Origin of the sequence: Clostridium sp. AF17-21AC (assembly GCF_003461365.1) — a bacterium.
Classification (GTDB): domain Bacteria; phylum Bacillota; class Clostridia; order Lachnospirales; family Lachnospiraceae; genus Coprococcus; species Coprococcus ammoniilyticus.
On record NZ_QTWY01000002.1, the window covers coordinates 109,881 to 123,214 of the forward strand.

A 13,334-nucleotide genomic window follows, 5' to 3' on the forward strand; every position below is an offset into this window, starting at 1 on the left:
TACATATATCCTATATGTAAGCACTTTTTAGATATACGGAGAGGTATTTATGACAGAAGAATTAAAGAATGAAAGAAAAGAGAATATATATACCCTGATCAATGACGATGATTACAGACCGTTGAAATTTAAAGAGCTTTGTTATCTGCTTCAGATCGGAGGACGTGATAAGGATGATCTGTTAGAAATCTTAAATGAGCTTGTCGATGAGGGCAGAATCGAGAAAACCTCCAAAGGTAAGTATCAGAAGCTTGGAAAGGGTGTCCTTGTCGGTACATTCATCAGCAATCAGAGAGGATTTGGATTTGTCCGTGTGGAAGGATATAAGGAAGATTTCTTTGTCCCACAGAAGTATACGATGGGAGCATTCCATAATGATAAAGTGCTGATCCGTGTTGCATCCGGCAACCGGGGCAGATCAACAGAAGTGCATGTAGAACGGATTCTGGAACGAGGTTTAAAACAGTTGGTCGGAACCTATCAGAAGAACCGGAACTTTGGTTTTGTGATTCCGGATAACGGTAAATTAGACAGTGACATCTTTATACCGGAGAAGAAATCCATGGGAGCAGTAACCGGACATAAGGTTGTTGTGGAGATCACAAATTATGGAGAAAAGTCTAAATCTGCAGAGGGACGTGTCGTTGAGATACTTGGGCATATTAATGATCCGGAGACGGATGTATTATCGGTTGTAAGAGATCTTGATATTCCGGTTGATTTTCCGGATGTTGTTATGGCAGAGGTGAAGAATATACCGGATGAGGTAACAACGAAAGAGATGGCAGGAAGAACCGATCTCAGACAGTTGCAGACCGTTACAATCGATGGAGAGGATGCAAAGGATCTGGATGATGCGATCACACTCTATGAGGAAAACGGGTTATATAAGCTTGGCGTTCATATTGCAGATGTTACACATTATGTAAGGGAGAATTCTCCACTTGATAAAGAAGCGTTGAAGCGTGGAACAAGCTGTTATCTGATCGATAAGGTCATACCGATGCTGCCGCATAAGCTGTCAAACGGTATCTGTTCACTGAATGAGGGAAAAGACCGTCTGACGCTTAGCTGCCTGATGGATATAGATGCAAACGGCAAGATCATCAATCATAAGATCTGTGAATCGGTGATCAATGTTGACCGCAGAATGTCATATACAAGTGTATCTGCGATCGTAGAGGATCATGATCCGACAGAAACAGAAAAATATAAAGAACTGGTTCCGATGTTTGAATTAATGCTTCATGTGTCAGAGTTGTTAAGAACGATCCGACATGAGCGAGGTTCGATTGATTTTGATTTTGATGAGTCTAAGATCACAGTTGATGAAGACGGTCAGGTATCTTATATCGGAGTGTATGAGAGAAGACGTTCGAATCAGATCATTGAAGACTTTATGTTGGCTGCAAATGAGACAATCGCTGAGGACTATTTCTGGCAACAGATTCCATTTGAATATCGTATCCATGAAGCACCGGATACGGAGCGTGTAAAACAGTTATCCATTCTGATCAGCAAGTTTGGATATTACTTTAAGGCATCCAAAGAGAATATTCATCCGAAGGAGTTCCAGAAGCTGTTATCAAAGATCGAGGGTGAGCCATGTGAGAATCTGATCAGCCGTATGACACTTCGTACGATGCGGCAGGCGAGATATTCGACGGAATGTGAAGGACATTTTGGATTGTCTTGTAAATATTACTGCCATTTTACATCGCCGATCCGAAGATATCCGGATCTTCAGATCCACAGGATCATCAAGGATAATATTCATGGAAGATTGGATGACAGGAGACTTTCGCATTATGATGCGATCCTTCCAAAGGTTAGCGATGATAATTCCAGAAAAGAACGCCGCGCAGAAGAAGCAGAACGTCAGGTCGAGCGTTTAAAGAAAGTGGAATACATGGAGCATCATATCGGAGAAGAATTTGAAGGTATCATATCAGGAGTCATCAACCGTGGTATTTTTGTAGAGCTTCCAAATACTATTGAGGGATTTGTAGATGTGTCGACACTTTATGACGATTTTTATGTGTATTCGCAGGATGAATATGCTATGATCGGAGAATCAACCGGAAAGAAATATTCGATCGGTGATACCGTTAAGGTAAAAGTAAAGCTGGCAGACAAACAGAGCAGACGGATCGAATTCGTGATCCGGTCAGATGCCAAAGAAGGAGATGAAGCAGGACATGGCAAAGGAAAGAGGAAACAAACTCATCGCAAATAACAAAAAGGCATATTTTGATTATTTCATAGAAGAAAAGTACGAGGCAGGGATCGCACTGGCCGGAACAGAAGTAAAATCAGTCAGACAAGGACATTGTAGCATCAAAGAATCCTTTATCAGTATCGATAAAGGAGAAATCTACATTTACCGTATGAATATCAGCCCATATGAAAAGGGTAATATATTTAATAAAGACCCGCTTCGTACCAGAAAGCTGCTACTTCACAAATACGAGATCAATAAGCTGATGGGAGCCCAGCAGGTGAAGGGATACACGATCGTTCCTTTAAAGGTTTATATCCGTGACGGTCTGGTTAAGATGGAGATCGGACTGGCAAAAGGTAAGAAATTATACGACAAACGTCAGGACATTGCGAAGAAGGATGTCAAGCGTGAGAATGAGCGTGAGTTCAAGATCCGTAATTTGTAAGATTTGATACAGGATTTCCAGAATATCCGAGGCTGATGGACTGGATAATTCCCGATATTTCATATGAAGTTTTAAAGATTTTGTGAAATACTGGAATATTTCATACAGATGTGATATACTCCAATAAGATTTTTACTGGGAGGTCAGGTAAGTGAGCCAGAGTAAAGTAGATAAAAGAAAATATGAGAAGAAGAACCGCGCAGCGATCATGAAGCATGAAAAGAGAAAGAAAATCCTTGGATGGTGCATATTTGGCGTGTTAGTTGGATGTATTCTTGCAGCTACACTGGGTGTAAAGATATACAAAGCGATTCCAAAGTATGTAGAAGCTGAGAAGCTTGGCGCATATGTCAGCCAGACATGGGCAGAACAGGGATATGGAAGCTATTTTGAGAACAGCAGTACAGCTACAGCATCCGATGCAGAGAATACTGACAGTGATACTTCTGAAGATACAGCTTCTGAAGCAGATGCTTCATCTGAAACGACAACTACAGCAGAGACTGACACTACAGAAGCTGCTGAGTAATATATAAGAAAGCACCTGACAACAGAGCTTTCCATTATAAACCAGGGGTTGACTGGTTTCGACAGGGGTTTTGCAGTCATGGAAGCCATCCGTGGACTAGGACCACGTTAAAACTTAGACTAAATATAAACGCTAACGATAATTTAGCTTACGCTGCCTAATTAAAGGCAACTGCCAGCTTTAAGGTCCCCCGTACCTTTTAGACCTGGTATCATCCAACGGGAAACTCCGGTGCTTAAGCTTTGCGGTATCGGAAAATTCATGAAGCTACCGATGTATCCAGCCTGTCCGTAGGCGTGGTATTGAGGAAATGTTAAAATACGGAATGTGATGGGAGATGCCGTGATGAATGAGCTTTTGGACGTGGGTTCGAATCCCACCAGCTCCATAGCATGAACTATGGCAAAAGAATGCAAGGTCGTACACCAAAAAAGGTGTAGATTTTTCTTGCATTCTTTTTATTTGTATGGTAAACTGAACGAGTTGTGAAAAAAATCGATGGTCCTCTGTACCGGTGTGGTAGTAAGAACATCTAAATATCAAGGAGGTCACACAAATGAATAGCGATTACATTAAGAATCTTGAAGCTTCTCAGATGAAGGCAGAAGTTGCTGACTTTGCAGTAGGTGATACTGTTAAGGTACACAACAAGATCAAAGAAGGTAACAGAGAGAGAATCCAGATTTTCGAAGGAACTGTTATTAAGAGACAGGGTGGAAGCAACAGAGAGACTTTCACAGTTAGAAAGTTTTCAAACGGTGTTGGCGTAGAAAAGACATGGCCAGTACATTCACCATTTGTTGAGAAGATTGAAGTAGTTAGACATGGTAAAGTAAGACGAGCTAAGATTTACTACTTACGTTCAAGAGTTGGTAAAGCTGCAAAGGTTAAAGAGCTTGTTAAATAATTTTTACAGGTTACATGAAAAAGTGGCTGGGGTTGATAGCTCCAGCCATTTTTGTAATATGAATCTATCGGAGTAGAGATATGAGCGATAAAAGTGAACGCAGAAAAAGAATACGGCGGGAGAAACGTCGGCAGAGAAGAAAAGAAAGAAGCTTTAGGCGTACGGTCAGAACGATATTTGGCTGGCTGTTGTCCGTTCTGATCGCAGTTGTGCTGGGATATGGAATGGTTTCTTATTGTTTTCAGTCTGTGTATGTCGTTGGTGATTCCATGAATCCGGTGTGTACTAATCAGGAGAAGGTTACAGTAAATAAGTTATGTTACCTTCTTAGCTCTCCGGATCGATATGACATTGTTGCATACCGAAGTGTTGATACGCCGGATGCTTATTATGATATTAAACGTGTGATCGGATTGCCGGGAGAGACCGTTCAGATCAGAGATGGAAAATTATATATTGATGGCGGTGAACGGACGGATCTGCCATTTGATGATTATATATTTACAGCAGGACTGGCAGAGAATGAAGTAAAGCTGGGGGATGATGAGTATTTCCTGCTTGGTGATAATGTCAATAACAGTGAAGATTCCAGATTCCTGAAAGTGGGAAATGTGAAAAAAGCAGAGATATTAGGAAGGATAAAGACACGATGAATATACAATGGTATCCCGGACATATGACAAAAGCAAAACGTATGATGCAGGAAGACATCAAGCTGATCGATGTTGTGATCGAGCTGATCGATGCCAGAGTGCCATACAGCAGCAAGAATCCGGATATTGATGCACTTGCAGCGCACAAATACCGCCTGATCCTGTTGAATAAGACAGATCTGGCAGATGCATCAGCAACAGCAGAATGGGAAAATTATTATAAAGAAAAAGGATTTTTTGTAGCAAAGATCAATGCAAGATCCGGTGATGGCATGAAGAATATCAGTAATGTGGTAAAGGAAGCTTGTAAAGAAAAGATCGAGCGAGACAGAAAGCGTGGGATCATTAACCGGCCGCTTCGTGCGATGATTGTTGGTATTCCAAATGTCGGTAAATCTACATTTATCAATTCTTATGCCAGAAAAGCATGTACAAAGGTTGGAAATAAGCCGGGCGTTACAAAGGGAAAGCAATGGATACGTCTTGGAAAAGATATTGAATTATTGGATACCCCAGGAATATTGTGGCCCAAATTTGATGATAAAGAGGTTGGATTACGACTTGCTTTTATCGGTTCGATCAATGATGAGATTTTAAGTATTACCGACCTTGCGTATGAATTGATCAAATTTTTACAATTAAACTATTGTCAGAGCCTTGTTGATAGGTATAATATTAATGAGGATGCCGATTTTGTTCATATTCTGGAACAGATCGCAGAAAAAAGGGCATGTATAAAAAAAGGCGGCGAACTGGATATCGATAAAGCTGCAGCGCAGCTACTGGATGATTTCCGGGCAGGGAAGCTTGGCAGGATATCACTGGAACGACCGGCTGTTGTAAAGGATAAGTAGTTGATATGAAAGATGATAACGAACGTGTGGAAGCACTGAATGCTATATTTGACGATGATCCCGCAAAAAAAGCACGGGAAAAAGAGATTGAAAAGCTTGAAAAGAAGCGTGAAAAGCAGCTTGCAAAGTTAAAGAAAAAGGGAATAGATCCGGAGCAGAAGAAGGAAGAAACAGAAACAATTCCTTCGGAGCAGGCAGAGACGGAAGAAAAGAATGAAGCAGCGTCTGATGTTGTAAATGAAGCCGGAGAAACAGTAACGAATTATTTTGCTGATTCAGATGCATCCTCCAATACTCATGTACTGGAGGAAGAAGAACAGCCGAGAAAAAAGAAGAAAAAAGACAAGAAAAAGAAGAAACAGGAGAAAGAAGAGATCAATATCGTAAAAGATTTAATCAGTCTCGCTTTATATATTCTGGCGATCGTTGCAGTATGTTGGTTGATCCTTACATATGTTGGACAGCGTACAGAGGTGAGCGGAGATTCCATGAATGATACCCTTCATAATGGTGACAGCCTTTGGATCGATAAACTGTCCTATCATTTTAAAGATCCGGAACGTTTTGATATTGTTGTATTTCCATACGAGGAAGAAGATGATACCTATTATATCAAACGTATCATTGGACTTCCGGGTGAAACCGTATATATTGATGAAGATGGTGTGATCTATATCAATGATGAACCATTGGAGGAAGATTATGGAAAAGAAGTCATAGAAGAAAATCACAGAGGGCTTGCGGCAGAACCGGTCACACTTGGTGATGATGAGTATTTCGTTATGGGTGATAACCGGAATAACAGCCGGGACAGTCGGTTGTCGGATGTCGGTAATATCCATAAGAATAAATTTGTGGGGAAAGCAGTATTCCGGTTTACCGGAGGCTTCGGTTTTCTGAATAAAGAAGAATAATAAGTGCAGATAAATGGCTGTGTGTAAGAAACAACAGCCATTTATGCTTATATGAGGATAAGATGGAGAACAAAAGAAAAAGCATAACAGAGATTAAAGCAGAATTTTCAAATGCAGATGTGAATGCAGTAAAACAAGTAATAGAAAAATATGCAGAGGATGACCGTGAGGGTGTAAAAAAACTGATCCTTTCAGTGAAAAAGAGGATTGCAGCATATCAAAAAGAGCTCGACCGGATGGAGCATATGTTTGAATATGAGAGACAGCATGCTGACTGTCAGTATATCTGTGGAATTGATGAGGTAGGTCGTGGCCCATTGGCAGGTCCGGTAGTAGCGGCGGCTGTGATCCTGCCAAAGGATTGTGATATTCTGTATCTGAATGATTCCAAGCAGCTCTCTGAAAAGAAGCGTGAAGAATTATATGATGAGATTATAGAAAAAGCGGTTGCTTACGGAATCGGTATGGCAGATGAGAAGCTGATCGATCAGATCAATATTTTAAATGCAGATTATGAAGCCATGCGGATCGCAATCCGTAAGCTTACGGTTCAGCCAGATTTGTTATTAAACGATGCGGTTAAGATACCGGAGGTAGAGATCCCACAGGTTTCGATCATAAAAGGAGATGCAAAATCTGCTTCGATCGCTGCCGCTAGTATTATAGCGAAGGTAACAAGAGACCGTCTGATGGTTTCTTATGATGAGATCTATCCGGGATACGGATTTGCAAAGAATAAGGGGTATGGATCTAAGGAGCATATAGAAGCATTAAAATTACTTGGACCATGTGAGATCCACAGAAGATCTTTTATCACACATTTCTGGAAAGAATAGAAGATAGACAGAAAAAAGGAGAACAACTGTATCGACCATTATAATACAAGAAAAAAGGGAACAGAATATGAAGAGATGGCTGCATCATATCTGAAAGATGCAGGTTACCGGATACTTGCGAGAAATTACCGGGTCGCATCCGGAGAGATCGACCTGATCGTATCAAAAGATGGGTATCTGATATTTGTAGAAGTAAAATATCGGAGCAACAGCAGATACGGATCGCCGGAGGCGGCGGTAACACCTGTCAAACAGCGTCAGATCAGCAGGGTAGCCCTATATTATATGAAACGATATGGATATGATCCTTACAATACACCGGTACGATTCGATGTGGTTGCGGTGGCGGAGAATGAGATCCATCATATGAAAGATGCCTTCCCTTATCAGGGATATTATTAAGGTTATGAGGTATGAAAATGTATAACATAACATATATCAATCAGGATAAGACAACAGAGATAAAAGAGGAAAACGGAGTTCCGTATATTGTATTTAAGAATCTGGAACTGCCGGGGATCGTTCATGGATTTTCAACGAGACTTGGTGGGGTCAGTGAAGGAATATATTCTACGATGAACCTGAGCTTTCATCGTGGAGATGATATGGATGCAGTTATGGAGAATCACAGGAGGCTGGCACAGGCAGTCGGATATGATTACAGAAGACTGGTATTTTCTGATCAGGTACATGAAACTGTGATCCGTAAAATAACAGAGGAAGATGCCGGAAAAGGTATCACAAGAGAATCGGATATAACGGAAACAGATGGTCTGATGACGAATGTAAAGGATTTGCCATTGATCACGTTTTATGCGGATTGTGCACCGGTCTTCTTCTATGATCCTGTAAAAGAGGTTGTAGCCATGAATCATTCCGGCTGGCGCGGAACCGTTAAGAACATCAGCCTCCATATGGTCGAAGCCTTGAATAAGGAGTATGGATGTGAGGCTTCGGATCTGATCTGTGCGGTCGGACCGTCTATTTGTCAGAACTGTTATGAGGTAAGCGAGGATGTAGCTGAGGCATTTCAGGATGCTTATTTACCGGAACAGTATGATAAAATGACAAAAAAAATTGGAAATGGTAAGTATTTGCTTGATTTACATCGGGCAAATTATTATAATCTGACTGGTGCAGGTATATTGCCTGACCATATAAATGTAACCGACATATGTACATGCTGCAATCCGGATTTCCTGTTTTCACACAGGGCGAGCCATGGGAAACGTGGCAATCTGGGAGCTGTTATCATGCTGAAATCGACAGCAGACGGAGGAAACGTAAATGAGTAAACCGATAGTAGCCATCGTTGGACGTCCAAATGTAGGTAAATCTACCCTGTTCAATGCACTGGCAGGAGAGAAAATTTCAATTGTAAAAGATACGCCTGGCGTAACCAGAGACAGAATCTATGCAGATGTGAGCTGGCTCGATTATAATTTTACGATCATAGATACCGGTGGAATTGAGCCGGAAAGCGACAATATTATTTTAAAAAGTATGCGGGAGCAGGCAGAAATCGCCATTGAGACTGCTGATGTTATCATATTTATGACAGATGTCAGACAGGGACTTGTGGACGATGACCATAAGGTAGTCCAGATGCTCCGTAAATCGAAGAAGCCGGTGATCCTTGTTGTAAACAAGGTGGACAGCTTTGAGAAATATATGAATGATGTATATGAGTTCTATAATCTCGGACTGGGCGATCCTGTTCCAATATCCGGTGCATCCAGACTTGGAATCGGAGATATGTTAGATGAAGTTGTGTCTCATTTTGATGAAGAATCAAAAAATGAAGAGGAAGATGACAGACCTAGAATTGCCATTATCGGTAAGCCGAATGTAGGTAAGTCATCGATCATCAATAAGCTCCTGGGTGAGAACCGTGTGATCGTATCTGATATTGCCGGAACGACAAGAGATGCGATCGATACCGAAATCGTCAGAAATGGAACGGAGTATGTGTTTATTGATACTGCAGGACTTCGAAGAAAGAGCAAGATCAAAGAAGATATTGAGCGTTACAGTATCATCCGTACTGTATCGGCTGTTGAACGATGTAATGTAGCGGTTCTGGTCATTGATGCAACAGAGGGTATCACAGATCAGGATGCGAAGATCGCAGGTATTGCACATGAACGTGGAAAAGGTATGATCATCGTTGTAAACAAATGGGATGCTGTGGAAAAAGACGACAAGACCATTTATAAGTTTACAAAGGAGATCCGGGAAAAGCTGTCTTATATGCCTTATGCAGAGCTGTTATTCGTATCGGCAGCGACCGGACAGAGACTTCCGAAATTATTTGAAACAATCGATGCTGTCATCGAGAATCACTCGCTTCGTGTTGCGACTGGTGTATTGAACGAGATCATGACAGAAGCAGTTGCGATGCAGCAGCCGCCTACAGATAAAGGTAAACGTCTGAAGCTGTTTTATATTACGCAGGTAGCTGTTAAGCCGCCTACATTTGTTATATTCGTAAATGATAAAGAACTGATGCATTTCTCTTATACACGTTATATTGAAAACAAGATCAGAGAAGCATTTGGTTTCCGGGGAACACCTTTAAAATTTATTATCAGGGAGAGAAAAGAAAAATAATGTTAGTACTGGCGAGAATCATATGTCTGGTTGGAGGATATTTCTTTGGTATCATCCAGACAAGCTATATTTACGGTAAATTACATGGTATTGATATAAGGGAATATGGAAGTGGTAATGCAGGAACGACAAATGCACTCCGTGTACTTGGAAAGAAGGCTGGAGCAGTTGTATTCCTTGGTGATCTGTTTAAATCAGTGATCGCATGCAGTATCACACATATTATCATGAATGCTCTTGGCATTGAAAACGTATATTTGTTTGTAATCTATACAGCGGCAGGCGTTGTACTTGGACATAATTTTCCGTTTTACATGCAGTTTAAAGGTGGTAAAGGAATTGCAGCGACATCCGGAATCGCAATCGGTTTACTGGATTGGAGAGTTGCGCTTATTGAACTAGGATTATTCGTATTCTGTGTGGTTGTAACCAAATATGTATCCGTAGGTTCTATCTGCCTTGTCCTGGGACTTTTAGTTTCCTATACAATATTTGCATATACAGGTTCTTATGGTTTTACATCCGATTCGATGAAACTTGAAAGCTGCATTGTTTTAGGACTTATTACCTTGCTTGCAATCTATCGTCATAAACAGAATATTGTCAGACTGATCAAAGGAACAGAGAATAAATTCTCTTTAAAGGGAAGAAATAAGACAACAGAAGAACAGGCATAGTATGTTAAATTATATCGACCACAAAGTTATAAAGATGGAGAGGTATTTAGTATGATAATAGGTATTTTAGGAGCAGGAAGCTGGGGATCTGCACTTGCAAACCTGCTGGCGGGGAATGGACATGATGTTACCGTCTGGTCCATTGATGAAAAAGAGATTGAAATGCTGAACACATACAGGGAGCAGAGGGATCGTCTTCCAGGTGTTCATCTGAATGAAACAATCACATTTACAACAGATTTGGAACAGACGATAAAAGGGAAAAAAATGATCGTCTGTGCAGTTCCGTCCCCATTTATCCGGAGCACAGCAAAGAAGATCGCGCCTTACATTACAAACGATCAGTTGATCGTCAATGTCAGCAAGGGCATTGAGGAGGCAACCCTGACTCCGATCGTAGAGATCATCGAGAGTGAGATCCCTGGAGCAAAGGTTGCAGTTCTTTCCGGACCAAGCCATGCAGAGGAGGTTGGTATTGGTATTCCGACAACAGTAGTAGCCGGAGCACGCGATATGGATACTGCTAAGCTGATCCAGAATACGTTTATGAATGATGTATTCCGTGTGTATACCAGTACAGATGTAACCGGAATCGAACTTGGCGGATCTGTTAAGAATGTTATTGCGCTGGCTGCAGGAATTACGGATGGTCTTGGTTTTGGAGATAATACGAAGGCAGCGTTAATGACCAGAGGAATGGCAGAGATCTTACGACTCGGAACTGCGATGGGAGCACATGTAGAGACACTTGCCGGTTTATCCGGTATGGGTGATCTGATCGTTACCTGTACGTCCAAGCACAGCCGTAACCGGAATGCCGGTTATCTGATCGGACAGGGCAAGAGCTACAAAGAAGCAATGGCTGAGGTCAAGATGGTAGTAGAAGGGGTATATTCTGCAAAGGCGACACTGAAGCTTGCAAAGAAGTACGGAGTCGATATGCCGATCGTTGAAGAGGTAAATAAGGTATTATTCGAGGGCAAGCCTGCCCGTGAAGCAGTTGTGGATCTGCTTACCAGAGACAGAAAGGCAGAGATATCTGTAGAGGAGTAAGTTTTTGACATACTTGTAAAAGCTCTTTCATATATTACTTATATGATAATCTTTACATAGGAAACAGATTTTGTATTTCCATTTTTTATGATACAAATACAGGAGCAGAAACGGAAAATGTGTAAGAAATGCAGGAGGTATATATGGGAGGCTTTAATGTGTACAACGACATCAATGCCAGAACAAATGGTGAAATTTACATAGGTGTTGTAGGTCCGGTACGAACCGGAAAATCAACATTTATCAAACGGTTTATGGAAATGATGGTCATTCCAAATATAAAAGATGAGAATGACCGTGAGATTGCGCTGGATGAAATGCCACAGTCTGCGTCCGGTAAGACGATCATGACGACAGAACCCAAATTCATACCCAAAGAAGGCGTCGAGATCCGGGTAGATGATGAGATCGATATGCGTGTCCGGCTGATCGACTGCGTTGGCTATGTTGTAGATGGAGCGGAAGGTCAGATGGAGGATGGAAAAGAACGGATGGTCAAGACTCCATGGTTTGATTATGATATTCCATTTGCAAAAGCGGCAGAGATCGGAACCAGGAAGGTGATCAACAGTCATTCAACGATCGGAATCGTGGTGACCTGTGATGGTAGCTTTGGCGATCTGGCAAGAGAAAACTATCTTGCAGCAGAAGAGAAAACGATAGCGGAATTAAAAGCTATTGGAAAGCCGTTTGTGATCCTGTTGAATTCAAATCGACCGGGAGCAAAAGAAACAAAAGAGCTTGCAGCAACGATGGTAGATAAATATGGTGTTGCGGTTCTTCCCGTAAACTGTGATCAGTTGAGCAGAAATGATATCAATGCGATCTTTACTTCGATGCTGTATAGTTTTCCTATCACCTGTATTAATTTTGTGATACCAAAGTGGCTGGAGGTATCCGAGAATGACAATAAGATCAAAAAGAGTGTGATCGAGAATGCCATGGACATCATGAACAGCAATCAGCACATATATGATATGGTTCATTTTGCTTTTCCGGAAAATGAATATGTGGAAAAGTATACATATAACAATGTAAATCTTGCAGACGGTTCGCTGAGTGTTCAGGTTACGATCTATGGAAGATATTATTATGAGATGCTTTCCGATATGCTTGGGACAGAAATCCATAATGAGTATGATTTTATTACAGAGATCAAAGATATGGCAGAAAAGAAAAAGTTCTGCAATGGGGTTATAAATGCACTTGACAGTGTGAAAAACGGCGGTTATGGTCTGGTAATGCCGGAAAAGAAGGATATTACACTGGAAACACCGGAGCTGATTAAGGCAGGCAACAAATATGGAGTAAAGATCAAGGCAGAGGCACCATCGGTTCATATGATCAAAGCGAATATTACAACAGAGATCGCACCGATCGTTGGTACGAAGGAGCAGGCGGAGGATCTGGTCGAATATATCAAAACAAGCACCGGAGAGAATGGAGAAGATATCTGGGATGTGAATATCTTTGGCAAGTCGATCGAGCAGCTTGTAGAGGATGGATTAAATACAAAGACAAATAAGATGAATGTAGAAAGCAAGCAGAAGCTTCAGGATACCATGGAGAAGATCGTAAATGATGGAAATGGCGGACTGGTCTGCATTATTATATAGGCATACAGAGAACAGATGC

At 41.3% G+C, this 13,334-nt stretch carries 14 protein-coding genes and 1 other RNA gene; all 15 read left to right on the top strand.

Annotation, left to right across the window (positions count from 1 at the left end; all coding sequences use genetic code 11):
• The first annotated feature begins 49 nt into the window (after positions 1 to 49).
• The 15 genes from rnr (at position 50) to spoIVA (ending at position 13,315) form a co-directional block, all read left to right on the top strand.
• Positions 50 to 2,236 carry a ribonuclease R gene (rnr, locus tag DWW85_RS03380; RefSeq protein ID WP_117807519.1) on the top strand — a complete coding sequence of 729 codons (2,187 nt, stop codon included), beginning with the start codon at positions 50 to 52 and terminating at the stop codon, positions 2,234 to 2,236.
• Positions 2,199 to 2,666: an SsrA-binding protein SmpB gene (gene smpB / locus DWW85_RS03385; RefSeq protein ID WP_117784805.1), complete on the top strand. Its 468-nt coding sequence runs from the start codon at positions 2,199 to 2,201 to the stop codon at positions 2,664 to 2,666. Before rnr ends, smpB begins: the two co-directional genes overlap by 38 nt.
• A gap of 151 nt (positions 2,667 to 2,817) precedes the next feature.
• Positions 2,818 to 3,195, top strand: coding sequence for a hypothetical protein (locus DWW85_RS03390; RefSeq protein WP_117807520.1), 378 nt, complete (start codon positions 2,818 to 2,820; stop codon positions 3,193 to 3,195).
• A 44-nt stretch (positions 3,196 to 3,239) separates the two neighbouring features.
• Positions 3,240 to 3,586, top strand: a transfer-messenger RNA (tmRNA) gene (gene ssrA / locus DWW85_RS03395).
• A gap of 165 nt (positions 3,587 to 3,751) precedes the next feature.
• Complete coding sequence (rplS, locus tag DWW85_RS03400; protein ID WP_117807521.1) at positions 3,752 to 4,102, top strand: 50S ribosomal protein L19; 351 nt, start codon at positions 3,752 to 3,754, stop codon at positions 4,100 to 4,102.
• Between the two features lie 80 nt (positions 4,103 to 4,182).
• Positions 4,183 to 4,755 (top strand): signal peptidase I, encoded by a 573-nt coding sequence (lepB, locus tag DWW85_RS03405; RefSeq protein ID WP_117807522.1) that lies wholly within the window; start codon positions 4,183 to 4,185, stop codon positions 4,753 to 4,755.
• Positions 4,752 to 5,609 (top strand): ribosome biogenesis GTPase YlqF, encoded by an 858-nt coding sequence (gene ylqF / locus DWW85_RS03410; RefSeq protein ID WP_117807523.1) that lies wholly within the window; start codon positions 4,752 to 4,754, stop codon positions 5,607 to 5,609. The genes lepB (DWW85_RS03405) and ylqF overlap by 4 nt, the downstream gene beginning before the upstream one ends.
• 5 nt (positions 5,610 to 5,614) lie before the next feature.
• Positions 5,615 to 6,523, top strand: coding sequence for a signal peptidase I (lepB, locus tag DWW85_RS13085; RefSeq protein ID WP_347470666.1), 909 nt, complete (start codon positions 5,615 to 5,617; stop codon positions 6,521 to 6,523).
• A 62-nt stretch (positions 6,524 to 6,585) separates the two neighbouring features.
• Complete coding sequence (locus DWW85_RS03420; RefSeq protein WP_117807524.1) at positions 6,586 to 7,359, top strand: ribonuclease HII; 774 nt, start codon at positions 6,586 to 6,588, stop codon at positions 7,357 to 7,359.
• A gap of 30 nt (positions 7,360 to 7,389) precedes the next feature.
• Positions 7,390 to 7,761: a YraN family protein gene (locus DWW85_RS03425; RefSeq protein ID WP_278286970.1), complete on the top strand. Its 372-nt coding sequence runs from the start codon at positions 7,390 to 7,392 to the stop codon at positions 7,759 to 7,761.
• Between the two features lie 17 nt (positions 7,762 to 7,778).
• Positions 7,779 to 8,654: a peptidoglycan editing factor PgeF gene (gene pgeF / locus DWW85_RS03430; RefSeq protein ID WP_347470667.1), complete on the top strand. Its 876-nt coding sequence runs from the start codon at positions 7,779 to 7,781 to the stop codon at positions 8,652 to 8,654.
• Positions 8,647 to 9,969, top strand: a complete 1,323-nt coding sequence (gene der, locus DWW85_RS03435; RefSeq protein ID WP_021943934.1) for a ribosome biogenesis GTPase Der — start codon at positions 8,647 to 8,649, stop codon at positions 9,967 to 9,969. Before pgeF ends, der begins: the two co-directional genes overlap by 8 nt.
• The gene (plsY, locus tag DWW85_RS03440; RefSeq protein WP_021943933.1) at positions 9,969 to 10,646 is read left to right on the top strand and encodes a glycerol-3-phosphate 1-O-acyltransferase PlsY; all 678 of its coding nucleotides are present in this window, start codon (positions 9,969 to 9,971) and stop codon (positions 10,644 to 10,646) included. Before der ends, plsY begins: the two co-directional genes overlap by 1 nt.
• Before the next feature lie 51 nt (positions 10,647 to 10,697).
• A complete protein-coding gene (locus tag DWW85_RS03445) occupies positions 10,698 to 11,699 on the top strand; it encodes an NAD(P)H-dependent glycerol-3-phosphate dehydrogenase (RefSeq protein WP_021943932.1) in 1,002 nt (333 codons plus the stop codon).
• A gap of 143 nt (positions 11,700 to 11,842) precedes the next feature.
• Entirely contained in the window at positions 11,843 to 13,315 is a 1,473-nt protein-coding gene (spoIVA, locus tag DWW85_RS03450; protein ID WP_021943931.1) for a stage IV sporulation protein A, read from the top strand.
• Positions 13,316 to 13,334 lie beyond the last annotated feature (19 nt).

Bases quoted from the DNA above. Each gene is read 5' to 3' on its own strand.
- der (WP_021943934.1), top strand. From the start codon at position 8,647: ATGAGTAAACCGATAGTAGCCATCGTTGGACGTCCAAATGTAGGTAAA.
- pgeF (WP_347470667.1), top strand. From the start codon at position 7,779: ATGTATAACATAACATATATCAATCAGGATAAGACAACAGAGATAAAA.
- lepB (WP_347470666.1), top strand. From the start codon at position 5,615: ATGAAAGATGATAACGAACGTGTGGAAGCACTGAATGCTATATTTGAC.
- smpB (WP_117784805.1), top strand. From the start codon at position 2,199: ATGGCAAAGGAAAGAGGAAACAAACTCATCGCAAATAACAAAAAGGCA.
- rnr (WP_117807519.1), top strand. From the start codon at position 50: ATGACAGAAGAATTAAAGAATGAAAGAAAAGAGAATATATATACCCTG.
- DWW85_RS03420 (WP_117807524.1), top strand. From the start codon at position 6,586: ATGGAGAACAAAAGAAAAAGCATAACAGAGATTAAAGCAGAATTTTCA.
- lepB (WP_117807522.1), top strand. From the start codon at position 4,183: ATGAGCGATAAAAGTGAACGCAGAAAAAGAATACGGCGGGAGAAACGT.
- plsY (WP_021943933.1), top strand. From the start codon at position 9,969: ATGTTAGTACTGGCGAGAATCATATGTCTGGTTGGAGGATATTTCTTT.
- ylqF (WP_117807523.1), top strand. From the start codon at position 4,752: ATGAATATACAATGGTATCCCGGACATATGACAAAAGCAAAACGTATG.
- spoIVA (WP_021943931.1), top strand. From the start codon at position 11,843: ATGGGAGGCTTTAATGTGTACAACGACATCAATGCCAGAACAAATGGT.
- rplS (WP_117807521.1), top strand. From the start codon at position 3,752: ATGAATAGCGATTACATTAAGAATCTTGAAGCTTCTCAGATGAAGGCA.
- DWW85_RS03445 (WP_021943932.1), top strand. From the start codon at position 10,698: ATGATAATAGGTATTTTAGGAGCAGGAAGCTGGGGATCTGCACTTGCA.